The organism is Halalkalibacter suaedae (assembly GCF_017939705.1).
In the GTDB taxonomy this organism is placed as follows: domain Bacteria; phylum Bacillota; class Bacilli; order Bacillales; family Bacillaceae_D; genus Halalkalibacter; species Halalkalibacter suaedae.
This window is the reverse complement of sequence record NZ_JAGKSQ010000006.1, coordinates 253,510-275,990: the sequence shown is the minus strand read 5'-3', so window position 1 is coordinate 275,990 and position 22,481 is coordinate 253,510. Positions and strand designations below refer to the sequence as shown.

Here is a 22,481-nt window from a genome sequence, read left to right as displayed (position 1 = left end):
GTGTGAATGAGGAGGTAGAAGTGTTAGTGTCAAAAAAGAAAAAGCAGCAATTTGAAGTATTAGAATCAGAAACGATTGATCAGTGTTTAGAGAGAATGAAGGAAGAAGGGTATCAGCCGACTAGGAGAATGGAGAAGCCCATTTTTGAGGAGCGTCATTCTAAATCTACTAAGGAGTATGTACCTGTTCGTCAACAAATTATTTTTGAAGGAATTTTAGTAGAAGGCGAACAATAGATGTATGATTTTTTAAAACGTTCGACATTTTGTTGACAGCTACTACGCTTCCTTGTAATATGTAGCTATAAGATTGAACAAAAAACGAAATAGACCTCATATAAAATTGGAAATATGGTCCAAAAGTTTCTACCCAGTTACCGTAAATAACTGGACTATGAGGGAAAGTGGTTGCATGTTGGAACCATGAAAGCGTAGAAGTGGCTTCCTTTCTCTCAGATTGAGCAGATAAAGTAAGTTATTTCTACGCTTTTTTTGTACGAAAGGGGAGAGACTAGTTAAATGAATCCTGAAATTAGTATTATTATGGGGAGTACGTCTGATTGGGAAACAATGAGTGCAGCTTGTGATGTGCTTGATGAGTTAGACATTGCTTATGAGAAAAAGGTTGTTTCGGCACATCGAACTCCTGATCTAATGTTTGAATATGCTGAACAAGCAAGAGGAAAAGGTATAAAGGTCATTATTGCAGGAGCTGGTGGGGCAGCACATCTTCCTGGAATGGTTGCGGCAAAAACAACGCTTCCAGTGATAGGAGTTCCTGTTCAATCAAAAGCATTACAAGGTCTCGATTCGCTATTATCGATAGTTCAGATGCCAGGTGGTGTTCCAGTTGCAACGGTTGCTATTGGTAAGGCTGGTGCGACAAATGCGGGATTGCTGGCGGCCCAAATTCTTGGTACATACAAGCCAGAAGTCAGTCAACGTCTTGATGAACGAAGGGAACAAACAAGACAAGCTGTTATCGAGAGTAGTGAGCAACTATGAGTCAATTAATTAGACCAGGACAAACGATTGGAATTATTGGCGGTGGGCAGCTTGGAAGAATGATGGCTCTTTCGGCAAAGCAAATGGGCTACCGAATTGCAGTGCTTGAACCAACTGTCGATTCTCCCTGTGGTCAAGTGGCCGACGTCGTAATTGAAGCTGCTTATGACGATCGTGATGGAGCGAAAAGACTTGCCGAGGTCTCTGATGTCATTACCTATGAGTTTGAAAACATTGATGAGGAAACAGCTAATTGGTTAACAGCAGAAGCTGATTTTCCTCAAGGTGCAAAAGTGCTGGGTTTGACACAACATCGTCTTACAGAGAAAAGAACGATTCAATCACTAGGCATTCCGGTTGCACCTTTTCACGAAATCTCCACTTTAACAGATGTTGAGGAAGCAGCAAAAGTCATTGGTTTTCCGGCTGTATTAAAAACCTGCCGAGGAGGATATGACGGGAAAGGTCAACGGGTTGTTCGTAATCTAGACCAATTAAAGCAAGGAGCAAGTGAGTTGTTACAAAGCTCAGAATGTGTCCTCGAAGCATGGATACCCTTTGCACTAGAACTTTCTGTTATTGTTACTAGATCTAGAAATGGTGAGATAGAAGTGTTTCCGGTAGCAGAAAATGAACATCGTGACAATATTTTATATCGCTCCTATGTCCCGGCACGAGTGAACGAAGCGACTCTTGATGAAGCGAAATCAATTGCCTTGAAGCTAGCAGAAGAATTAGAAGTCGTCGGAACACTTGCAGTGGAGCTTTTTATGCTTGAAAATGGAAGATTATATGTCAATGAACTTGCACCAAGGCCACATAATTCAGGCCATTACTCAATTGAGGCATGTGTCACATCACAATTTGAACAGCATATTCGGGCGATTTGTGGATTGCCACTTGGCCCAACCACATTGATATCTCCTGTTGTTATGGAAAATATCTTAGGTGAACAGCTTGATGATGTGTTAAGAGCTCTTCCGAATCTAAATGAAGTTAAGCTCCATCTTTACGGTAAGGATGAGGCGAAAGCGAAGCGTAAAATGGGTCATTTAACTGCGACAGCTAGTACGGTAGAAGAGGCAAGCAACAATCTAGCAAGCTATATGAACGAAAAAATAGAGAATATATAGGACAGTGGAGGCTAAATTATATGATTGAACGTTATACAAGACCTGAAATGGGTGCAATTTGGACAGAGGAAAATAGATTCCAAGCTTGGTTAGAGGTTGAAATTGTTGCTTGTGAGGCATGGGCTGAGTTAGGTGAAATACCAAAGGCGGATGTTGAGAAAATCCGTGAAAATGCCAGCTTCAATGTAGAGAGAATTTATGAGATTGAAGAAGAAACACGTCATGATGTTGTCGCATTTACTCGTGCCGTATCAGAAACATTAGGCGAAGAGCGTAAATGGGTACATTATGGACTAACGTCAACAGATGTTGTAGATACTGCTCTTTCTTATTTATTAAAGCAAGCAAATGACATTCTTCTTGCAGATATTGAGCGATTTATTGAAATTTTAAAAAATAAAGCTCTTGAGCATAAATTCACGATCATGATGGGACGTACTCATGGGGTTCATGCGGAGCCAACGACATTTGGACTTAAGCTTGCCCTGTGGTATGAGGAAATGAAGCGTAACTTAGAGCGTTTCAAGCATGCAGCTGAAGGTGTTCGTGTTGGGAAGCTGTCAGGAGCTGTTGGGACATTTGCGAATATCGATCCAGCAATTGAAGCATTTGTATGTAAGAACTTAGGGCTACAAGCAGCACCGATCTCGACTCAAACCCTTCAACGTGATCGTCATGCTGAATATATGGCTGCTCTTGCATTGATTGCAACATCAATTGAAAAGTTTGCTGTTGAAGTTCGTGGTCTTCAAAAGAGTGAAACACGCGAAGTTGAAGAGTTCTTTTCAAAGGGTCAAAAGGGTTCTTCTGCAATGCCGCATAAGCGTAATCCAATTGGCTCTGAGAATATGACTGGGCTTGCTCGATTAATTCGTGGGTATATGATGACAGCGTATGAGAATGTGCCACTTTGGCATGAAAGAGATATTTCTCATTCATCTGCAGAGCGTGTCATTCTTCCAGATGCAACGATTGCTCTAAATTATATGTTAAATCGTTTTGGTAACATTATTAAGAACTTAACGGTGTTCCCTGAAAATATGAAGAGAAACATGACTCGCACCTATGGCTTGATCTACTCACAACGTGTGCTACTTTCATTAATTGATAAAGGGATGGCTCGTGAGGAAGCATATGATCTTGTTCAACCAAAAGCAATGGAAGCATGGGAAAAAGGAATTCAGTTCCGTGAATTAGTAGAAGGTGAGGAACGCATTACAGCTGTTCTTAGTCCTGCTGAAATTGAGGACTGCTTCAATTATGAGCACCATATGAAGCATGTCGATACAATTTTTACTAGAGTTGGTTTACAAGATTAATTAAAGGATCGGAGGGTCAATCATGGGAAAAGGTAACTTGCTCTATGAGGGAAAAGCGAAGCAAATCTATCAAACTGAAAATGAATCTGAGCTTTGGGTTCAATACAAAGATTCGGCTACTGCTTTTAATGGGGAGAAGAAAGAAATACTTGAAGGAAAAGCTCGTTTGAATAATGAGATTACGTCACTTATTTTTAATTATTTACAAGAGAATGGAGTAGATAGTCATTTTATTAAGAGACTATCTGAAACAGAACAGCTTGTAAAAAAAGTAGATATTATTCCATTAGAAGTAGTTGTACGAAACGTCATCGCAGGGAGCCTTTCTAGTCGCTTAGGGATTGAGGAAGGAACCGAGCTCGAAACAGCGATTGTCGAGTTCTATTACAAGGATGATGATTTAGGTGATCCATTAGTAACTGAGGATCATATTGCTATTCTGAATGTAGCAACAAGTGCCGATTTAGTGGCATTACGAGAAAAAGCACTAGCTGTTAACACCCATTTGATTACCCTTTTCGATACGATGAACATTCGTCTCATCGATTTTAAATTAGAATTTGGTCGCACGCAGTCAGGTGATATCCTGCTTGCGGATGAGATTTCTCCTGATACGTGCCGACTATGGGATAAAGAAACGAACCAACGATTTGATAAAGACTTGTTCAGACGAAATCTAGGAAGCTTGCAAGAAGGATACCAAGAAATTCTATCACGCTTAGGAGGCGCATCATGTACAAAGTAAAAGTCTACGTTACGTTAAGAGAAAGTGTTCTTGATCCACAAGGAGGAGCTGTAAAGCGTGCTCTTCACACAATGGATTATAAGGAAGTAGAAGAAGTTCGTATCGGTAAGTACATGGAGTTACTTTTGAAAGACACAACAGATGTTGAAGGGCGTATTGATGAAATGTGTTCGAAGCTACTAGCGAATACTGTAATTGAAGATTACAGCTACGAGATCGAGGAGGTTGTTCCTTCATGAAATTTGCAGTGATTGTATTTCCAGGATCAAACTGCGATTCAGATATGTTTCACGCGATCAGTGATGCTCTTCAAGAGGAAGTAGCATATGTGCGTTATGATGAGACATCTCTTGAAGGATTTGATGGTGTGCTTTTACCAGGAGGCTTCTCATATGGTGACTATCTTCGTTCAGGAGCAATTGCTCGTTTTGCACCAATTATGGATTCAGTTCAACAATTTGCAGAGCAAGGAAAGCCAGTCCTAGGGGTTTGTAATGGATTTCAAATTCTCCTTGAGGTTGGGTTACTTCCAGGGGCAATGAAACGAAATGATGGTTTGAAGTTCTTATGTCGACCTACTAATCTAGTTGTTGAAAATGATCAAACGATGTTCACAACTGGTTATAGCAAAGGCGATATCATTGAGATCCCTGTTGCACATGGTGAAGGAAACTATGAATGCAATGAGGAAACACTAGCTTCACTTGAAGAGAACAATCAAATTGTTTTCCGATACGAACGAGCGATTAATGGATCAAAAGCCAATATTGCTGGAATCACAAACGAACGCGGAAATGTCTTAGGGATGATGCCACATCCAGAACGTGCGGTTGATGCACTATTAGGCCGCGAAGATGGAATCAAATTATTTCAATCAATTGTACGAAATTGGAGGGAATCTCATGTCACTACTTCTTGAACCAACAGCTGAGCGAGTAAAAAGTGAAAAACTTTACCGAGCAATGGGATTGACAGATGAAGAGTTTGGAATGGTTGAAACGATTCTTGGTCGTACGCCAAACTACACTGAAACAGGTATTTTCTCGGTTATGTGGTCGGAGCATTGTAGCTACAAAAATTCTAAGGTTGTACTAAAGAAGTTTCCGACTGAAGGAGAACAAGTATTACAAGGACCTGGTGAAGGTGCTGGAATCATTGATATCGGTGATGGGCAAGCGGTTGTGTTCAAGGTTGAAAGTCATAACCATCCGTCTGCAATTGAGCCATTTCAAGGAGCAGCGACTGGAGTCGGCGGGATCCTTCGTGATGTGTTCTCAATGGGAGCTCGTCCAATTGCGTTACTAAATTCTTTGCGTTTTGGTGAATTAGAATCACCACGTGTTCGTTATTTATTTGAAGAAGTGGTTGCAGGGATTGCTGGCTATGGTAACTGTATGGGTGTTCCAACTGTAGGAGGAGAAATTCAATTTGATCCTTGTTATGAAGGAAATCCTCTCGTTAATGCGATGTGTGTTGGACTTATTGATCATAAAGACATACAAAAGGGTCAAGCCAAGGGGATTGGTAACACAGTCATGTATGTTGGAGCAAGCACAGGCCGTGACGGAATTCACGGTGCAACCTTTGCATCTGAAGAGCTTGGTGAGGATGCAGATGAGAAGCGTCCAGCAGTTCAAGTTGGTGACCCGTTTATGGAGAAGCTGCTTCTTGAAGCGTGCTTAGAGCTTATTCAAAATGATGCATTGGTCGGGATTCAAGATATGGGGGCAGCAGGGCTTACTTCTTCTGCGGCAGAAATGGCAAGTAAAGCTGGTTCTGGAATGGTCATGGATTTAGATCTTGTCCCACAACGTGAAGCAGGTATGACACCATATGAAATGATGCTGTCAGAGTCGCAAGAAAGAATGCTAATCGTTGTTGAAAAGGGTCGCGAGCAAGAAATTAAAGAGATTTTTGATCGTTGGGGCCTTCTATCAGCAGAGGTTGGTTATGTTACAGATGATAAGCATCTTCGCTTGCTGCATAAGGGTGAGGTTGTTGCAAATCTTCCTGTTGATGCATTAGCAGAGGAAGCTCCTGTCTACCACAAGCCTTCAAAGGTAGCAGCTTATTATGAAAAGTTTCAAAAGTTAGAAAACAAAACACCAGAAGTGAAAAATCCGAAAGATACATTGCTTCAATTATTAGCTCAGCCAACAATCGCTAGTAAGGAATGGGTCTATGATCAATATGATTATATGGTTCAAACAAATACGGTTGTTGAGCCAGGTTCAGATGCTGCGGTTGTTCGCATTCGTGGAACAAGAAAAGCACTAGCGATGACAACCGATTGTAATTCACGTTACATCTATCTTGACCCTGAAATCGGGGGCCAAATTGCTGTAGCAGAAGCGGCTCGTAACATCGTTTGTTCTGGTGCAAAACCACTTGGCTTAACAGATGGTTTAAATTATGGTAGCCCAGAGAAGCCAGAGATTTTCTGGCAATTAGAGAAATCAACAGATGGAATGAGTGAAGCATGTCGTGTACTTGAAACACCAGTTATTGGTGGAAATGTGTCACTTTACAACGAATCAAATGGTGTCGCGATCTATCCAACACCTGTAATCGGAATGGTTGGATTGGTAGAGGACGTTGATCATATAACAACACAGTCGTTCAAACAAGCAGGAGATATCATCTATCTTTTAGGTGAAACGAAGCCTGAATTCGGTGGAAGTGAGCTTCAAAAAATGGTTGAGGGCGAAATTACTGGTAAGGCACCAACTCTTGATCTTGCTGAAGAGAAGAAGCGCCAAGAAGAGCTTCTTGCTGCAATCAAAGCAGGTCTTGTCCAATCCGCACATGATGTTGCTGAAGGTGGTTTAAGTGTTGCACTAGCAGAATCAATGACTTCTGGTACAGTGGGTGCAAACGTAACAGTAACAGGGGAAGTGACTGCAGCTTTATTTGCAGAGTCACAATCTCGATTTATTGTAACAGTGCCTGCAGAGAAATCAGCACAATTCGAAGCGACTGTGTCAGCTACGAAAATCGGTGAAGTAACAGATACAGCAGTCCTTACTATTGCTGATCAACAACAACGTGTCATCTTAGAGGCGACTCAGGATGAAATCGTAACGGCTTGGAAAGGAGCCATTCCATGTTTGCTGAAATCAAAGGCTTAAATGAAGAATGTGGCGTCTTTGCAATTTGGGGTCATAAGGATGCAGCGCAGTTAACCTACTATGGTCTTCATAGCTTACAACACCGCGGTCAAGAAGGAGCGGGGATAGTCGTATCAGATGGCGAACAATTAAAAATTCATAAAGGTCTAGGACTTGTTAACGAGGTCTTTAATCCAAATACGTTCTCAGAATTAAGCGGACATGCAGCAATTGGGCATGTTCGTTATGCGACAGCGGGTGGTGGCGGTTTTGCAAATGTGCAGCCGCTTATGTTCCGCTCGCAAATGGGAAGTTTAGCGATCGCACATAACGGAAATTTGGTTAATGCCAATAGCATGAAGCATCAATTAGAAAGTCAAGGTAGTATCTTTCAATCCACTTCTGACACGGAGGTAGTCGCCCATCTAATTAAAAGAAGTGGCTATCAAACATTAGTTGATCAATTCCGTAATGCTTTAGAAATGTTAAAGGGTGCCTATGCACTTGCGGTTATGAATGAACACCAGTTGATGGTTGCTCTTGATCCAAACGGCTTACGTCCACTATCAATTGGGCGCCTAGGTGATGCTTATGTTATCGCTTCTGAAACATGTGCATTTGATATTATTGGTGCAACATATGAGCGTGAGGTAGAACCTGGCGAATTAATTGTAATTGATGACGATGGTCTCCGCTCTCAGCGTTTCTCTGGTTCAGCGACAAGAGCTATTTGCAGTATGGAGTATGTCTATTTTGCTCGTCCAGATAGTAATGTTGATGAGTTAAATGTTCACACATCTAGAAAGAACCTTGGAAAACAGTTAGCGATGGAATTTCCGGTTGAGGCAGATGTTGTCACGGGAGTACCGGATTCAAGTATTTCTGCAGCGATTGGCTATGCTGAGCAATCAGGTATTCCTTATGAGCTTGGAATGATCAAGAACCGCTATGTTGGGAGAACATTCATTCAACCATCACAAGAACTACGTGAACAAGGGGTGAAGATGAAGCTTTCTCCTGTACGTGGTGTTGTCGAAGGAAAACGAGTTGTGATGATTGATGATTCGATAGTACGTGGAACAACGAGCAAACGTATCGTTAACATGCTTCGTGAAGCGGGGGCATTAGAGGTGCATGTGCGTATAAGTTCTCCACCAATTAAGCACCCGTGTTTCTACGGAATTGATACATCTAATTCTGGTGAGCTTATTGCAGCAAATCATTCAATTGAAGAAATGCGTGTCATGATGGGAGCAGATTCATTAGCCTTTCTATCAACAGAAGGATTAACAAAAGGGATTGGACGCTCTGATGATGTCCCGAACTGTGGACAATGTTTAGCATGTTTTACTGGACAGTATCCAACAGAAATTTATCCAGATACGTTACATCCGTATGCGAAGGTTTAGAAAAGAAGGGAGCATGAAGAATGTCAGAAGCGTATAAACGAGCAGGTGTCAGTCTTGAAGCAGGATATGAAGCGGTTGAACGAATGAAAAGCCACGTCAATCGTACGAAGCGTTCTGGTGTAATGGGATCGCTTGGTGGATTTGGTGGGATGTTTGATCTTTCAACACTTGGACTAGAGGAGCCGGTACTTGTTTCAGGAACAGATGGTGTAGGAACGAAGCTGATGCTTGCCTTTATGCTCGATCGTCACGATACAATTGGTGTCGATGCAGTGGCAATGTGTGTCAATGATATCGTTGTTCAAGGAGCAGAGCCGCTCTATTTTCTAGATTATATCGCTTGTGGGAAAGCAGTGCCTGAGCGACTAGAAGCGATTGTTAAAGGAGTCGCTGACGGTTGCGCGCAGGCTGGATGTGCACTTGTTGGTGGCGAAACGGCTGAAATGCCTGGGATGTACAGTGAGGATGAATATGATCTAGCTGGATTTGCTGTTGGAGCTGTTGAGAAGAAGAAAGTAATTACTGGAGAGAAGATTGCAGCAGGAGATGTTGTAATTGGACTTTCTTCAAGTGGACTTCATAGCAATGGTTTTTCCCTTGTCCGTAAAATCTTTCTTCAAGATCACGGGTTTTCATTGAATGATCAAATAGCTGAACTAGGAAAAACACTAGGTGAGGAATTATTAACACCTACTAAAATATATGTGAAATCATTGCTCGCTTGTTTACGTCAGCAAACGGTACATGGCATGGCCCATATTACTGGTGGTGGATTCTATGAAAATATTCCACGGATGCTTCCAGAGGGAGTAGGAATTGAGATTGAAAATGGTTCATGGCAAATCCCACCTATTTTTGAGCTATTAAAAAATTACGGAGAACTTACGGATCGTGAGTTGTTCTCAACATTTAATATGGGGATCGGTATGGTGGTTGTCGTTCCTGAAAATGAGAGTGAGGAAGTTCTTTCATTACTTAAGGAACATGGTGAATCCGCATATGTCATTGGTCATGTTAAAGAAGGTAGTAATGTTTCAATTGGGGGCATTGCGTAATGAAAATAGCTATATTTGCTTCAGGGTCTGGAACGAATGCTGAAGCGATTATTCAAGCAACCGAGCAAGGCAGGCTCGATGCTACTGTAAGTCTCATTGTCACAGACCGACCGAGTGCTAAGGTTGTTGAAAGAGCAGAAAAGCACTGTATTGACGTCTTTGCTTTTAATCCAAAAGAGTATGAAACGAAAGCTGAGTTCGAGAAAGAAATTGTTGAAATACTTCAAGAGAACAAGATTAGCTTTGTTGTTCTTGCTGGCTATATGCGTTTGATCGGTTCAACATTACTTGAAGCATATGAAGGAAGGATGATCAATATTCATCCTTCCTTGCTTCCTTCTTTCCCGGGATTAGATGCAATTGGACAAGCGTTGGCTGCCAATGTCCAAGTGACTGGAGTGACCATTCATCTAGTTGATTCCGGAATGGATACTGGTCCAATTATTGCCCAGGAGCCTGTTCGAATTGAAAAAAATGATACAATTGAAACATTAAGACAAAAGGTGCAGGCATTAGAACATAGAGTATATCCAGAAACATTACAAGCACTCTTCATAGAGCAAAGAGAAAGGTTGGATAGGGATGAGTAAAAAGCGAGCGTTAGTGAGTGTGTCGAATAAAGAAGGCATTGTTGAGTTTGTTCAAGCACTTGTCGAGCAAGGATTTGAAGTAGTATCTACTGGAGGAACAAAAAAAGCTCTTCAAGATGCCGATGTTCCGGTGATTGGTATTTCTGAAGTAACTAATTTCCCAGAAATCTTGGATGGTCGTGTCAAAACATTACATCCAAATATACATAGTGGCTTGCTTGCGATGAGAGAACGAGCAGAGCATCAGGAGCAACTTTCTGAACACAATATTACACCAATTGATCTTGTCGTTGTAAATCTATATCCTTTTAAAGAAACGATTGCAAAGCCTAATTGTACATTTGAAGATGCGATTGAAAATATTGATATCGGTGGACCGAGTATGCTACGCGCAGCAGCCAAAAACCATAATCATGTAACAGTTGTTGTTGATCCAGTCGACTATGCAACGGTTCTAACTGAGCTTAAAGACAGTCAAGACGTTTCAATTGAAACAAAGCGCCGCCTTGCTGCAAAGGTATTCCGTCATACAGCAGCGTATGACGCATTAATTGCTGAGTATTTAACAGAAGCTGTTGAAGAGACAGAGCCTGAAACATTCACAGTAACATATGAGCGTAAGCAAGGACTGCGTTACGGAGAAAATCCACATCAACAAGCAACATTCTACAAAAAGCCATTAGCAGATGCGGGCTCAATTGCTAGTGCAACTCAGTTACACGGCAAAGAGCTTTCTTATAACAATATTCATGATGCAGACGCTGCACTTGCAATCGTTAAGGAATTTACTGAGCCAGCTGTTGTTGCCGTTAAGCATATGAATCCATGTGGCGTTGGTTCTGGTACAACGATTGAAGAAGCATATGGACGAGCGTACGAGGCAGATCCAGTTTCTATATTTGGTGGAATTGTCGCAGCAAACCGTGAGATTGATGAAGCAACCGCTCTAAAGATGAAAGAAATTTTCCTTGAGATCATTATTGCTCCATCATTTTCACAAGCAGCACTAGATGTGTTAACAACTAAGAAGAATTTACGCCTTTTAACTGTCGATGTAACAAAGCAAGCGAAGCCAGAAGCCATGCTAACATCAATTCATGGCGGATTACTTGTTCAAGATGAGGATCAATTCGGTTTTGATGAAGCAACAATTTCAGTGCCTACAAAACGTGAACCGACAGAAGAGGAATGGGCTGCACTTAAGCTTGCATGGAAAGTTGTGAAGCATGTTAAATCAAATGCGATCGTATTAACAAATGGCCAAATGACTGTCGGTGTTGGTGCGGGCCAAATGAATCGTGTTGGGGCAGCTGACATCGCCATTGCTCAGGCGAATGATCGTGTTCAAGGATCGGTTATGGGTTCAGATGCCTTCTTCCCAATGGGTGATACAGTTGAACTGGCGGGTAAAGCAGGGATTACGGCAATTATCCAACCAGGTGGGTCAATCAAGGATCAAGATTCGATTGATATGGCTGATAAATATGGAATTGCGATGGTTATGACAGGCGTACGTCATTTCAAACATTAAAAAAGGAGGACATTGACTGTGAAGGTTCTTATTATTGGTAGTGGTGGACGTGAACACGCTTTGGCATGGAAAGTTGCTCAAAGTACTCAAGTAACGGAAGTCTTTGTTGCTCCAGGAAATGACGGAATGGCTGACGTCGCTACTCCTATTTCGATTGGTGAAAATGATTTCGATAAATTGATCACTTTTGCGAAGGAAGAGCAAATTGACCTAACGATTGTCGGGCCAGAAGTACCACTACTTGGTGGAGTCGTTGATCGTTTCCAGGAAGAGGAGTTACGTATATTTGGTCCTAGAAAAGGAGCTGCTCTTTTAGAAGGTAGTAAATCCTTTGCGAAATCAATAATGAAAAAATACAATATCCCGACTGGGAGCTATGAGACGTTCACTGATTATGATCTGGCAGTCGCCTATGTAAAAGAACAAGGTGCACCGATTGTGATTAAGGCAGATGGTCTAGCTGCTGGAAAAGGTGTAACGGTTGCTATGACGGAGGAAGAAGCAATTACTTCGCTTCAATCAATGCTCAAGGATGCGGCTTTCGGTGAAGCAAGTGCTCAAGTTGTGATTGAGGAATATCTAGAAGGGGAAGAACTTTCTCTAATGGCCTTTGTTAATCACGGTACTGTTATTCCAATGGTGGGAGCACAGGATCACAAACGGGCATTTGACGGGGATCAAGGTCCTAATACAGGTGGAATGGGTGCCTATTCACCTGTTCCACAATTTACAAGTGCTGATGTTCAAGAGGCAGTTGATAAAGTATTGCAGCCGACAGCTGATGCTTTAATTGCTGAAGGGACACCATTTACTGGCTTCCTGTATGCAGGTCTTATGATGACAACTGCAGGTCCAAAGGTGATTGAATTCAATGTGCGTTTTGGAGACCCGGAAACACAAGTCATTCTTCCCCGTCTTGACTCAGATTTAGCCCAAATCTGTATTGATTTACTTGATGGCAAAACGCCTGAACCAGTATGGTCAAATGATGCAGTGGTTGGTGTTGTTCTGGCAAGTGAAGGCTACCCGGGATCATACCCTAAGGGGACAGTTATTGAAGGACTTGATCGCTTAGAAGATGATGTCTTTGTTTTCCATGCTGGAACGAAAAAGGAAGAAGGTAAATGGAAAACGACTGGTGGACGTGTGTTACTTGTTGCTACAAGAAAAGACACGTTAGAAGAAGCACAACAACGTGTATATGAACAAGTCCAACAAATTAGTAAAACCGGTCTATTTTATCGAAATGATATTGGTCACCGAGCTATTTCGCACGTTTCTTCTTCATGAACAAGTAAATCAATGCGACGATCCCACCAATTATCATAATATAAACAAAAAGCGAGTCTGTTGCGTATTCTTGGATGCTGAACATAGGATGTGACCTCCTTTTATCTGTATGCCAACATTTTTCCCGCTAACGCCAAACAATATGTATGTTTAAAAAAGCAGCATTTATGTTAACAAAAAGGGACCCTGCAATGGGATCCCTTTTTGTTTTTTTAATGATTCATTTCCTGCGTGCTTTCTTCGTTTCCGTTAACATCATCTACCATGTTCTTCACTTTGTGTTCTGCCATGTAGACAAGTGGGCAGAAGCGAGTGATTCCTTCAGCGACCTTCATCCCACCACACATAGCCATCAATAATGGCATAGCTGGGTCAGATTTTCCAGAAAGTTTAGCTGTTGACCAGGCAAGCATTGTAAATCCCATTGTAATCCTACAGTATGAGTCGATTCGTCCGATATTTGGTTTCATTTGTTATGTCTCCTTTACATTGTATTCACAAAAAGTTCGTGAAAAGATTTCACATCTTTTATAAATTAATTAATAAATATGTGATAAAGTATATCTAAGGAAAAACGAAAGTAGTGATGACAGATGCCAGAACGTTTATATCGTTGGACAAAACAGCGATTACGTCAACACCTTGATGTAATTAAAGGAGAACGCGCACCTTCTCTTGTATTGCAAAACGCCACGTATCTTAACTTTGCTCGTCGTAAATGGTTAAAGGCTAATATCTGGATTTCAGATGACAGAATTGTTTATGTCGGTCAAGAAATGCCAGCAATGGTTACTGATACTGAAGTGGTTAACTGTGAAAATGTAAAGGTTGTACCAGGCTATATTGAACACCATGCACACCCTTTCCAATTATATAATCCCCATAGCTTTGCTAAGTATGCATCGACAAGGGGAACGACAACACTGATGAATGATAATTTATTATTTTTTTTGCAACTTCAAAAAAAGAAAGCGCTTACTATAATTGAGGCACTTGATGAACTGCCAACTTCAATGTACTGGTGGGCTCGCTATGACTCACAAACCGAGCTTCAGTCAGAGGAACCTTTTTCGAATTCTAAGATGAAGGAATGGCTTGATCACCCATTAGTTGTTCAAGGGGGGGAACTGACTTCTTGGCCAAAAGTTTTGAATGGTGATGATTCAATCTTACATTGGATGCAGGAAACAACAAGACTCAGAAAGCCGATTGAGGGTCATCTACCGGGAGCATCTGAAAAGACACTTGCGAAAATGGCCTTGCTAGGAGTGACTTCAGATCATGAAGCAATGAGCGGAGAGGAAGCTGTTAGAAGACTTGATATGGGGTATGTGACCTCGTTACGTCATTCATCGATTCGCCCTGATTTAGCAAAAATTCTTAAAGAAATGCAAGAATTAGGTGTCGATCACTTTGACCGTTGCTTAATGACAACAGATGGATCACCTCCTTCATTTTATGAAGATGGATTTATGGATAAACTAATAGGTATTGCAATTGAAAGCGGAATCGATCCAATTGATGCGTATGCAATGGCAAGCTACAATGTCGCTAACTATTATCAGCTTGATCAAAAGCTAGGAATGATCGCTCCAGGCAGAATTGCTCATTTGAATATTCTTGAAGACATTGACAAACCTACACCGATCTCTGTACTTGCAAAGGGACAGTGGATTGTTCGTAATCAAAACGTATGCGAAGGATTTGAGAGCTTTCCTTGGGAGAAGTATGGGTTTGATTCATTCCAATTAGATTGGGACTTAACAGAGGATCAACTGCATTTTTCAATGCCGATGGGAATCGAAATGGTCAATTCTGTTATTCTGAAGCCATATCAGATCCCGATAGAAGCATCAGATCGACATTTGAGTACAGAGCATGATGAGAGTTTCTTTGTGATGATTGATAAGAAAGGCAAGTGGCATATTTCAACATTATTAAAAGGCTTTGCGACCCATGTGTTAGGCTTTGCTAGTTCTTATACAATAACGGGTGATATCATTCTTATTGGAAAGAACATCTCTGATATGATTACTGCATTTCGTGCCTTAAAGGAGCAGGGGGGCGGAATGGCATTAGCTGAGCATGGTGAGGTTATCGGCAGAGTTCCGCTTGAGCTATTAGGCATTTGTTCAAAAAAACCGATGCACGAATTAATGAAAGAGGAAGCAGCATTAGTTCAGCAACTAAGAGTAAGAGGCTACAAGCATGAAGACCCGATTTATAGCTTATTATTTTTCTCAGCCACCCATCTTCCATATATTCGTGTCACCCAAAAAGGAATTTATGATGTGAAGAAGAAAACGATACTCTTTCCTGCGATTATGCGTTAAACTAGAAAAGATTAAGAAAAAGTCATATAGTAGTAAATGAAAAAGGTTGTGTCAATATATGAAGTCAACATTCCTACTCACTGTTCTTCTTGCTGGAGGACTGACCATAACCGGGTGTTCAACTACAGAGGAAGCAGAACAAAGTGAATCAAATGAACCAATAGTAGAACCAATAGAAATAGAGGAAGAGGAGCAGGAGGAAATTATCCCTCCTTCTTCTGTATTTCCTCTTACGGGTATGGCAACCGATGAAGAGCTTGAAAGAAGGGTCATCGGTGTATCAATCAACAATGATCCTGCAGCACGGCCACAATCTGGTCTGATTGAAGCTGATATTGTATATGAGATGCTTGCAGAAGGAACGATTACTCGTTTTATTGCCTTATATCATAGTACACTTCCTGAACGGATTGGTCCTGTTCGAAGCTCAAGAACGTATCATATTGACTTATTAAAGGGCTACAACAGTATCTTTGTTAACCATGGCTGGAGTCCAGAGGCTAAGCATCGTTTAACAGTACTGGGGGAATTAGACTATATTAGTGGTATGGTCTATGATGGATACTTATTTAAAAGATCCTCCGACAGAGTCGCCCCACACAATTCCTATATCTCACCAGAGAATATTTTTAAAGGGGTTGAGTTAGAAGGCTACGAGTTAAATGGCGAAGTCCCTGAACTGTCTTTCTATGATGGAGATCCAGCACAATTAGCCGGCGATGAAGGAAAGAATATTACGCTTAGGTACTCAAATAATCATATTTTAACGTATGATTTTGATGATCAGCTTGGCCTCTATACAAGAGCAAATGGAAACGAACCTACTGTTGATTATGAGACAGGTGAACCACAACTAATATCGAACCTTCTTGTTATTGAAACTGAACATAAAGTGTTGGATAGTGAGGGAAGACGATCTATTGATTTAACTTCAGGTGGTCAAGCTCTATTATTTCAAAATGGCAAAGCAAGAAAGATCGAATGGGAGAACAGGGATGGAATCATGGTTCCAGTTTCTGAAGGAGAGGTCATTCCATTGTTACCTGGTCAAACATGGGTCAATATTGTTCCGATGGGTATGGAACAAAGCGTAACTTATTAAGTCATTGTGGATAGAAGGATGTGAAGAAGATGCAGATCGATAAACTTCGTGGAAAAGAGCTAGATCAATTATTTAATGCGATTCTATCCTTGAAAGATCTAGAGGAATGTTATCAATTCTTTGATGATTTGTGCACGATTAATGAAATTCAATCTCTTGCTCAGCGTTTAGAGGTAGCAAGAATGCTTCAAAATGGTTTTACATATCACAAGATCGAAACCGAAACAGGTGCAAGTACAGCGACGATTTCACGTGTGAAGCGTTGTCTAAACTATGGCAATGATGGCTATAAAATGACTTTGGATCGAGTCAAGGAGCAAGAGCAAGAGAAAGAAGTGAAGGAATAAAGAATAGGAGTGCATCACAGGTCATAGCAGACCTCTGGTGCACTTTATTTTTTGCACATTGTCAGGAAATCTTTCCCGAATCGTGCATTCCGTGTTATTTCATACTACAATAGGTAGAATAAATAACGGACTAGGAGGTGCCATATGCAAGAAAAGCTCAAAAAAAGAATTGCAGCAGCAACGAAAAGAGATAGAGCTGAAATAGTGATCAAGAATGCGATCATTGTCGATGTGTTCACATTAACAACGTACCAGGCAGATGTTGCGATCACTGATGGAATGATTGTTGGGATTGGGGAATACGAGGGAGAGTCAGTAATTGATGCAAAGGGTGCGTATATTGCACCGACATTTATTGATGGCCATGTTCATATTGAATCAGCGATGGTACCACCAGAGGAATTTAGTAAAATTGTTGTTCCAAGAGGTGTTACGACAGTCATGGCTGATCCTCATGAAATTGCCAATGTAGGTGGAATTGAAGCCGTGAAATATATGATTAAAGCATCAGAACAACTACCTTTAACGGTGAAAATCATGGTGCCGTCCTCTGTGCCTGCGACGGCATTTGAGAACAGTGGAGCAAGGCTAGAGGCTAGTGAGGTTGAACAGTTATTTGGTGAAACCGATGCTTATGGATTAGCTGAGGTAATGGATTATCCCGCAGTTTTTGCTGGAGATGATGAGATGATTGAAAAGCTCTATGCCGCCCAAAAAAGAGGTAGAAAAATTGATGGTCACGCAGCAGGGTTAGACCGAACGGGCTTGAATGCCTACCGGGTTGCGGGGATTCAAAATGATCATGAAGCGATAACGGCCGAAGAAGGCCTTGAACGTATTCGTAGTGGAATGTATTTATTAATGCGTGAAGGAACAGCCGCCAAGGATGTGGAAGCATTATTGCCTGTGTTAACACCGCATAATGCCAGACGTTGTGTCTTCGCAACAGATGACAAGCATTTAGATGATTTAATTGAAGAAGGTAGTATTGATGCATCTGTTCGAAAGGCGATTCGACTTGGTGTCGATCCTCTTCAGGCGATCCAAATGGCAAGCTTAAATGCAGCAGAATGCTTTGGATTAGAACATAAGGGGGCTATTGCACCTGGCTATGAAGCAAGTTTCGTTTTGATTGAAGATTTAAATGAGCTAACGATTCGAGAGGTGTACGTTGATGGCCGTTGTGTTGCAAAGGATGGTAAGCTAACGATTCCAGTTAGAGAGCGAATTCAACCACCAGAGTATCTCATGGACAGTGTTCATCTAAGTATTGAGAAGGCTACTCTTGAGCTTAATTTAGATCATGCCTCTAAGGCACATGTCATTGGTGTGAAGCCGGGTTCTATTGTGACCGAACATCTAATTGAAGAGGTCGATACAAATCAAGGGATTTTCATGTCATCTGTGACTAGAGATCAGCTAAAGCTCGTCGTGACCGAACGACATAAAGGGCTTGGGAATGTTGGCATAGGGATTGTCAAAGGATTTTCAATTACAAATGGAGCAATTGTTGCCACTGTTGCTCACGATTCACATAATATTGTTGCTTGTGGGACGGACGATGAGAGTATTTTCAAAGCAATTGCCCATGTCACTTCACTAAAAGGCGGTATAGCTGTTGTCTCTGAGGGAAAGGTGTTGGCTGATTTGTCATTGCCGCTTGCTGGATTAATGTCTCTTGAACCATTTGAGCAGATTAATGATTCGTTGAAGGAGCTTGAGAATGCATTGACTGAGATTGGATTTGACGGAGATTGGAATCCGTTTTTAACATTGTCCTTTCTCGCTCTCCCTGTCATTCCATCATTAAAATTAACCGATATGGGTCTGTTTGATGTTCAATCCTTTTCCCATATTGACGTAGCCGTAAAAGAATAAAGAAGAGCCTGCTACGATGACTACTCATCCTGCAGGCCTTTTTTTGCGAGAGTGCTTAGTTTGATTTCAAATAACAGGGCAAGACGGTGGAGTGGGTCTTTTAACTGAATGTCGGTTATCTCTTGAATCCGTTTCATACGATAGGCTAATGTATTGACATGGATATGTAATGCCTTCGAGGTTTCATTGACATTTCCGTCTTTAGAGAGAAAGACATCTAATGTTTCAAATAGAGATGTGTTGTTATTTGTATCATATATCAGCAGACTCTTAAGCACAGGGTTTTCGATAGTAATAGGTTCAGCATGCTGTTGAATAATGTCCAGATAACGGTAAATCCCTAATTCATGTAGAAAATAATTGAAGGTCAGCTCACTCTGATGCCATTTTTTTGCACGAACCACTTTTTGGGCTTCCTGGTAGCTTTGAATTAATTTTGAGTAATCATTATACAGATAGCCACAGCCTATAGTCATATCTTTAACAGCAAACCGTTCCTTCATTTGCTCCTGCATTGTTCGACTAAATTCACGTAACGCTTGTTCAGGTGAATGCTCAAGAAGTGGTGATAATAAGAAAATAATCTGGTTACGATCCGTTGTATTGATGACTAACTGAACATCCTTCGTCGTTTTTGCAACGTATTTTACATTCCGATATAAGCTATCATCTAATTTAGGGAAAGAAATCACCATAATCGTCAAAGCTCGTATTTGGGGAATGCCTGCTTCTTTAAATAATGTAGCTATAGTATGGTGCGACTGTTTTTCTGTAATTAGCTGCCATAGTAATTGCTCATTCGTCTGTTCACGGTGTTTCTTTTTGAGGGTTAATTGCATCAGTAAATTCTTTGCCTTATCTGCAGCGATTTTCATTAATTGTTTATCAGCAGCAGTTAGCTTTTTCTTCACTTCAATAACCCATATATAGCCAAGGATTTCTTGGTTTTTACGAATAGAAATCGCTACACGATTTCTGAGCCCTAGTTCAGTAATACTTGGAATGTCTAAAGGCTGATCACTTTGGTGCAGGGCTGGAATGACCCCTTCCTGCCAAAAACGATTAATGACCTTCTCCGGAACTCTGCGTCCAATAATAGTCGAGATTCTCGCAGCGTCGGTCTCATCATCATGTGAACTATAGGCAAGCAATTGGTGATTGGCATCTTCCAATGTCACAGGACAGCTTAGAGTATCACTGATCGTGTCAACAAAGTCCTCAAGTGAATGAAAGACGCGGTCAAATGGAGTTGTCTTCATTGCGGGACTCCTTTACTAGCTTAGATTATCTTTTACTATAGCATAGCTTAATAAATGTAGCGCACTCCCTTGCAATATTATTCTTTTAGTATTATTATCATTATATAAAATGATAATAATGAGAAGGGGTCGTTATGAAGAAAAAGGCAGATATGATGTTGCACCCGATCCGAATGAGAATTATTCAAACATTGCTTACACATCAACGATTAACGGTTCAACAGCTTATTGATGAATTAAAGGATGTCCCGCAAGCAACGATGTATAGACATTTAAAACAATTAACCGAAGCCGACCTAATTGAAGTGGTTGAGACAAATAAAATTAGAGGAACAATTGAAAAGATTTATTCCGTTCGAAAAGAAAATATTGCATTGTCTGATGAAGATATCAATGGAACACCTCCAGAGGAGCATCTTCGCTTTTTTATGACATACCAGGCTAATTTGTTAAAAGAATTCGAAAACTATGTCATGAATCATCAACCTGAGCAATATAAAGAAGACGGTCTTGGATATTGGCAAACAACGTTCCATTTATCAGGAGAGGAAATGCAGGAATTTGGTGAAGCCCTTTCGACTGTTTTTCAAAAATTCTCGAAGTTAGAACCATCTCCAGAACGTCATGCTCGTACGATCGCTTCCATTTTTATCCCGCAAAAAGGAACGGAGGAGAAAAAATGAAGGAACTTGAAATTCAATTTTCAACAGAACCAGCTCTCTTTGGTAGTTTAACGATTCCTGATGGTAACAGTGAGGGACCGAGGCCGACTGTACTAATTTTAAGTGGCTCTGGTCCACTAAACCGCGACGGGAATGGCAAAGGAAAACAACGCTTCGACCTCTACAATCAGCTTGCCGCTTATTTAACAGAGAAAGGCTTCGTGACATTCCGCTACGATAAAAGAGGAACGGGGAAAAGTGAGGGACGTCTAACATATACAGGTTTCTGGGATTTGGTTCACGATGGTAAGCGTGCCGTCGAGATGCTTAAGAAACATGAGTGTGTTGATGAAAATCAACTATTCATTTTAGGTCATAGTGAAGGTGGACTGCTCGCTCCGAAAATAGGAGAGGGAGAACAGATTGCCGGCTTTCTTTTTGTTGCGAGTGCAGAGTCATTACAACATTCACTAGAATTTCAGAGGGAGCAAATCGTTAGCGGCTTAAAAGAGTTAGCTGGATTCAAGGGGAAGCTCATTAGACTATTTAAGATTGACCAGAAAGCAGCGAAGCAAGGAAAGGCGTTTGATAAAAAAGTCGAAGCAACATCGAAGGATATTCTTTGGCATCAAGGAATTAAAATACCGGCAAAATGGTTCCGAGAGCATTACCAACATGATTTCTATGAGAGCTTACGTGAGATTGACTGTCCAGTTCTTGCTGTAACAGGTGCAAAAGATGTTCAGTCAAATCCAGCAAAGGTGTTTGAGATGGGAGACTATCTTTCAGGTGAACTAGATGCCAAAATCATTGCAAATATGAATCATATGTTACGTGATCAACAAGAAGAAGCGGATATTATGAAATTGAAAAAGGTCTACAAAGGTGCAGGTGGAAATCCATTATCAAAAGAGTTTCTAGAAGTAGTTGAACGGTGGTTAAGTGATCATGTCCGAACGAAGTAAATATCTATTAATCGCATTTATCTTGTTGGCTCAGCTCGTAGGCTTTGTCTTTATATTTATAAATGCTAGCGTTGCGATTGTTAGCTTTGTCATTCACTTTGTCGGGACGTTGATCTTGTTCATTTTATTCATTAAAGAACGAAGAAAAGAAAAAGAGGAGGAAATTGACTATGATGATTGTGACTACTGAGCAGGTGGCCGGATACGCGGTGGCAGAGGTGATAGGATATGTCAAAGGCAGCACGATTCAAACAAAGCATATTGGACGTGATATAACAGCTGGTCTGAAGGGGCTCGTTGGTGGTGAGATAAAAAGCTACAATGAGATGATGACAGAGGCTAGAAAGCTAGCTATGCACCGAATGGTAGAGGAAGCCAAGGCCAAAGGAGCCAATGCGATCATAGGGATGAGGATGCAAACATCAACCGTGATGGCGAACGCTGCTGAAATTATTACTTATGGCACAGCAGTTGTCATTGAGAAAAAGTAAGCCTCTCGGATGAGAGGTTTTTTTGTTTGTTGAGGCAGTGGGGAGGGGCGTGTGGCGAGTGATGGAGAGAAATCGGCGAGTAAAGGTATGGATGCGGCGAGTAAACAAGGCAAAAAAGGGAGTAAACGAAGAGCCAGCCGGTGTTGCTGGAGTTGTGGCGAGTGCTGGAGAGAAATCGGTGAGTAAAGGCACGGATGCGGCGAGTAAACAAGGCAAAAGAGAGAGTAAACGAAGAGCCAGCTGATGTCGCTAGAGGGATGG

25 protein-coding genes and 1 riboswitch are annotated in these 22,481 nt (G+C 41.3%); of the genes, 22 read left to right on the top strand and 3 right to left on the bottom strand.

All coding sequences use genetic code 11. From position 1 onward, the window contains the following. Positions 1 to 26: 26 nt before the first annotated feature. From J7W16_RS15790 to purD, 13 genes are all read left to right on the top strand, one after another. Positions 27 to 236 (top strand): NETI motif-containing protein, encoded by a 210-nt coding sequence (locus J7W16_RS15790; RefSeq protein WP_210598411.1) that lies wholly within the window; start codon positions 27 to 29, stop codon positions 234 to 236. A gap of 76 nt (positions 237 to 312) precedes the next feature. Then, positions 313 to 414, top strand: a riboswitch (purine riboswitch). Between the two features lie 104 nt (positions 415 to 518). Continuing rightward, positions 519 to 1,004 carry a 5-(carboxyamino)imidazole ribonucleotide mutase gene (gene purE, locus J7W16_RS15785; protein WP_210598409.1) on the top strand — a complete coding sequence of 162 codons (486 nt, stop codon included), beginning with the start codon at positions 519 to 521 and terminating at the stop codon, positions 1,002 to 1,004. Then, the gene (gene purK, locus J7W16_RS15780; RefSeq protein WP_210598407.1) at positions 1,001 to 2,137 is read left to right on the top strand and encodes a 5-(carboxyamino)imidazole ribonucleotide synthase; all 1,137 of its coding nucleotides are present in this window, start codon (positions 1,001 to 1,003) and stop codon (positions 2,135 to 2,137) included. The genes purE and purK overlap by 4 nt, the downstream gene beginning before the upstream one ends. Before the next feature lie 20 nt (positions 2,138 to 2,157). After that, positions 2,158 to 3,456: an adenylosuccinate lyase gene (gene purB / locus J7W16_RS15775; protein WP_210598405.1), complete on the top strand. Its 1,299-nt coding sequence runs from the start codon at positions 2,158 to 2,160 to the stop codon at positions 3,454 to 3,456. 22 nt (positions 3,457 to 3,478) lie between these two features. Continuing rightward, positions 3,479 to 4,201 (top strand): phosphoribosylaminoimidazolesuccinocarboxamide synthase, encoded by a 723-nt coding sequence (purC, locus tag J7W16_RS15770; protein ID WP_210598403.1) that lies wholly within the window; start codon positions 3,479 to 3,481, stop codon positions 4,199 to 4,201. Further along, positions 4,189 to 4,440 carry a phosphoribosylformylglycinamidine synthase subunit PurS gene (purS, locus tag J7W16_RS15765; protein ID WP_210598401.1) on the top strand — a complete coding sequence of 84 codons (252 nt, stop codon included), beginning with the start codon at positions 4,189 to 4,191 and terminating at the stop codon, positions 4,438 to 4,440. Before purC ends, purS begins: the two co-directional genes overlap by 13 nt. Beyond that, positions 4,437 to 5,120 carry a phosphoribosylformylglycinamidine synthase subunit PurQ gene (gene purQ, locus J7W16_RS15760; RefSeq protein ID WP_210598400.1) on the top strand — a complete coding sequence of 228 codons (684 nt, stop codon included), beginning with the start codon at positions 4,437 to 4,439 and terminating at the stop codon, positions 5,118 to 5,120. The genes purS and purQ overlap by 4 nt, the downstream gene beginning before the upstream one ends. Then, a complete protein-coding gene (gene purL / locus J7W16_RS15755; RefSeq protein WP_210598397.1) occupies positions 5,104 to 7,329 on the top strand; it encodes a phosphoribosylformylglycinamidine synthase subunit PurL in 2,226 nt (741 codons plus the stop codon). The genes purQ and purL overlap by 17 nt, the downstream gene beginning before the upstream one ends. After that, positions 7,305 to 8,717 (top strand): amidophosphoribosyltransferase, encoded by a 1,413-nt coding sequence (purF, locus tag J7W16_RS15750; RefSeq protein WP_210598395.1) that lies wholly within the window; start codon positions 7,305 to 7,307, stop codon positions 8,715 to 8,717. The genes purL and purF overlap by 25 nt, the downstream gene beginning before the upstream one ends. Positions 8,718 to 8,737: 20 nt before the next feature. Continuing rightward, positions 8,738 to 9,772 carry a phosphoribosylformylglycinamidine cyclo-ligase gene (gene purM / locus J7W16_RS15745; RefSeq protein ID WP_210598394.1) on the top strand — a complete coding sequence of 345 codons (1,035 nt, stop codon included), beginning with the start codon at positions 8,738 to 8,740 and terminating at the stop codon, positions 9,770 to 9,772. Beyond that, complete coding sequence (gene purN / locus J7W16_RS15740; RefSeq protein WP_210598391.1) at positions 9,772 to 10,362, top strand: phosphoribosylglycinamide formyltransferase; 591 nt, start codon at positions 9,772 to 9,774, stop codon at positions 10,360 to 10,362. Before purM ends, purN begins: the two co-directional genes overlap by 1 nt. Then, a complete protein-coding gene (gene purH, locus J7W16_RS15735; RefSeq protein WP_210598390.1) occupies positions 10,355 to 11,893 on the top strand; it encodes a bifunctional phosphoribosylaminoimidazolecarboxamide formyltransferase/IMP cyclohydrolase in 1,539 nt (512 codons plus the stop codon). The genes purN and purH overlap by 8 nt, the downstream gene beginning before the upstream one ends. Before the next feature lie 18 nt (positions 11,894 to 11,911). Then, positions 11,912 to 13,183, top strand: coding sequence for a phosphoribosylamine--glycine ligase (gene purD / locus J7W16_RS15730; protein WP_210598388.1), 1,272 nt, complete (start codon positions 11,912 to 11,914; stop codon positions 13,181 to 13,183). Here purD and J7W16_RS22305 read toward each other — a convergent pair. Both J7W16_RS22305 and J7W16_RS15725 read right to left on the bottom strand, forming a co-directional pair. Continuing rightward, positions 13,158 to 13,268, bottom strand: coding sequence for an EYxxD motif small membrane protein (locus tag J7W16_RS22305; protein ID WP_346726943.1), 111 nt, complete (start codon positions 13,266 to 13,268; stop codon positions 13,158 to 13,160). The two genes, purD and J7W16_RS22305, sit on opposite strands and share 26 nt — an antisense overlap. 127 nt (positions 13,269 to 13,395) lie before the next feature. Continuing rightward, a complete protein-coding gene (locus J7W16_RS15725) occupies positions 13,396 to 13,653 on the bottom strand; it encodes a YgaP family membrane protein (protein WP_210598386.1) in 258 nt (85 codons plus the stop codon). Between the two features lie 123 nt (positions 13,654 to 13,776). On the opposite strand from J7W16_RS15725, the gene J7W16_RS15720 reads away from it, so the two are divergent. The 4 genes from J7W16_RS15720 (at position 13,777) to ade (ending at position 18,843) form a co-directional block, all read left to right on the top strand. Next, positions 13,777 to 15,516 carry an adenine deaminase C-terminal domain-containing protein gene (locus J7W16_RS15720; protein WP_210598384.1) on the top strand — a complete coding sequence of 580 codons (1,740 nt, stop codon included), beginning with the start codon at positions 13,777 to 13,779 and terminating at the stop codon, positions 15,514 to 15,516. 58 nt (positions 15,517 to 15,574) lie between these two features. Continuing rightward, the gene (locus J7W16_RS15715) at positions 15,575 to 16,618 is read left to right on the top strand and encodes a DUF3048 domain-containing protein (protein ID WP_210598382.1); all 1,044 of its coding nucleotides are present in this window, start codon (positions 15,575 to 15,577) and stop codon (positions 16,616 to 16,618) included. Positions 16,619 to 16,647: 29 nt separating this feature from the next. After that, positions 16,648 to 16,965: a YerC/YecD family TrpR-related protein gene (locus tag J7W16_RS15710; protein ID WP_210598380.1), complete on the top strand. Its 318-nt coding sequence runs from the start codon at positions 16,648 to 16,650 to the stop codon at positions 16,963 to 16,965. 144 nt (positions 16,966 to 17,109) lie between these two features. After that, positions 17,110 to 18,843: an adenine deaminase gene (gene ade / locus J7W16_RS15705; RefSeq protein WP_210598378.1), complete on the top strand. Its 1,734-nt coding sequence runs from the start codon at positions 17,110 to 17,112 to the stop codon at positions 18,841 to 18,843. A gap of 20 nt (positions 18,844 to 18,863) precedes the next feature. Here ade and J7W16_RS15700 read toward each other — a convergent pair whose 3' ends face one another. Continuing rightward, positions 18,864 to 20,102, bottom strand: coding sequence for a PucR family transcriptional regulator (locus J7W16_RS15700; RefSeq protein WP_210598377.1), 1,239 nt, complete (start codon positions 20,100 to 20,102; stop codon positions 18,864 to 18,866). Between the two features lie 134 nt (positions 20,103 to 20,236). On the opposite strand from J7W16_RS15700, the gene J7W16_RS15695 reads away from it, so the two are divergent. The 5 genes from J7W16_RS15695 to J7W16_RS15675 are packed head-to-tail and all read left to right on the top strand — an operon-like array spanning position 20,237 to position 22,464. After that, a complete protein-coding gene (locus J7W16_RS15695; protein WP_210598376.1) occupies positions 20,237 to 20,785 on the top strand; it encodes a helix-turn-helix domain-containing protein in 549 nt (182 codons plus the stop codon). Further along, positions 20,782 to 21,729, top strand: a complete 948-nt coding sequence (locus J7W16_RS15690) for an alpha/beta hydrolase (RefSeq protein WP_210598375.1) — start codon at positions 20,782 to 20,784, stop codon at positions 21,727 to 21,729. The genes J7W16_RS15695 and J7W16_RS15690 overlap by 4 nt, the downstream gene beginning before the upstream one ends. Then, a complete protein-coding gene (locus J7W16_RS15685) occupies positions 21,713 to 21,919 on the top strand; it encodes a hypothetical protein (protein ID WP_210598374.1) in 207 nt (68 codons plus the stop codon). The genes J7W16_RS15690 and J7W16_RS15685 overlap by 17 nt, the downstream gene beginning before the upstream one ends. After that, complete coding sequence (locus J7W16_RS15680) at positions 21,900 to 22,220, top strand: YbjQ family protein (RefSeq protein WP_210598373.1); 321 nt, start codon at positions 21,900 to 21,902, stop codon at positions 22,218 to 22,220. Before J7W16_RS15685 ends, J7W16_RS15680 begins: the two co-directional genes overlap by 20 nt. Before the next feature lie 58 nt (positions 22,221 to 22,278). Beyond that, entirely contained in the window at positions 22,279 to 22,464 is a 186-nt protein-coding gene (locus J7W16_RS15675; RefSeq protein ID WP_210598372.1) for a hypothetical protein, read from the top strand. The last annotated feature ends 17 nt before the right edge of the window (positions 22,465 to 22,481 follow it).

Bases quoted from the DNA above. Each gene is read 5' to 3' on its own strand.
- purM (WP_210598394.1), top strand. From the start codon at position 8,738: ATGTCAGAAGCGTATAAACGAGCAGGTGTCAGTCTTGAAGCAGGATAT.
- J7W16_RS15725 (WP_210598386.1), bottom strand. From the start codon at position 13,653: ATGAAACCAAATATCGGACGAATCGACTCATACTGTAGGATTACAATG.
- purK (WP_210598407.1), top strand. From the start codon at position 1,001: ATGAGTCAATTAATTAGACCAGGACAAACGATTGGAATTATTGGCGGT.
- J7W16_RS15690 (WP_210598375.1), top strand. From the start codon at position 20,782: ATGAAGGAACTTGAAATTCAATTTTCAACAGAACCAGCTCTCTTTGGT.
- purF (WP_210598395.1), top strand. From the start codon at position 7,305: ATGTTTGCTGAAATCAAAGGCTTAAATGAAGAATGTGGCGTCTTTGCA.
- J7W16_RS15710 (WP_210598380.1), top strand. From the start codon at position 16,648: ATGCAGATCGATAAACTTCGTGGAAAAGAGCTAGATCAATTATTTAAT.
- J7W16_RS15685 (WP_210598374.1), top strand. From the start codon at position 21,713: ATGTCCGAACGAAGTAAATATCTATTAATCGCATTTATCTTGTTGGCT.
- purN (WP_210598391.1), top strand. From the start codon at position 9,772: ATGAAAATAGCTATATTTGCTTCAGGGTCTGGAACGAATGCTGAAGCG.
- purQ (WP_210598400.1), top strand. From the start codon at position 4,437: ATGAAATTTGCAGTGATTGTATTTCCAGGATCAAACTGCGATTCAGAT.
- ade (WP_210598378.1), top strand. From the start codon at position 17,110: ATGCAAGAAAAGCTCAAAAAAAGAATTGCAGCAGCAACGAAAAGAGAT.
- J7W16_RS15700 (WP_210598377.1), bottom strand. From the start codon at position 20,102: ATGAAGACAACTCCATTTGACCGCGTCTTTCATTCACTTGAGGACTTT.
- purL (WP_210598397.1), top strand. From the start codon at position 5,104: ATGTCACTACTTCTTGAACCAACAGCTGAGCGAGTAAAAAGTGAAAAA.
- J7W16_RS15695 (WP_210598376.1), top strand. From the start codon at position 20,237: ATGAAGAAAAAGGCAGATATGATGTTGCACCCGATCCGAATGAGAATT.
- J7W16_RS22305 (WP_346726943.1), bottom strand. From the start codon at position 13,268: ATGTTCAGCATCCAAGAATACGCAACAGACTCGCTTTTTGTTTATATT.
- purS (WP_210598401.1), top strand. From the start codon at position 4,189: ATGTACAAAGTAAAAGTCTACGTTACGTTAAGAGAAAGTGTTCTTGAT.
- J7W16_RS15680 (WP_210598373.1), top strand. From the start codon at position 21,900: ATGATGATTGTGACTACTGAGCAGGTGGCCGGATACGCGGTGGCAGAG.
- purE (WP_210598409.1), top strand. From the start codon at position 519: ATGAATCCTGAAATTAGTATTATTATGGGGAGTACGTCTGATTGGGAA.
- J7W16_RS15720 (WP_210598384.1), top strand. From the start codon at position 13,777: ATGCCAGAACGTTTATATCGTTGGACAAAACAGCGATTACGTCAACAC.
- J7W16_RS15715 (WP_210598382.1), top strand. From the start codon at position 15,575: ATGAAGTCAACATTCCTACTCACTGTTCTTCTTGCTGGAGGACTGACC.
- purC (WP_210598403.1), top strand. From the start codon at position 3,479: ATGGGAAAAGGTAACTTGCTCTATGAGGGAAAAGCGAAGCAAATCTAT.
- purB (WP_210598405.1), top strand. From the start codon at position 2,158: ATGATTGAACGTTATACAAGACCTGAAATGGGTGCAATTTGGACAGAG.
- purH (WP_210598390.1), top strand. From the start codon at position 10,355: ATGAGTAAAAAGCGAGCGTTAGTGAGTGTGTCGAATAAAGAAGGCATT.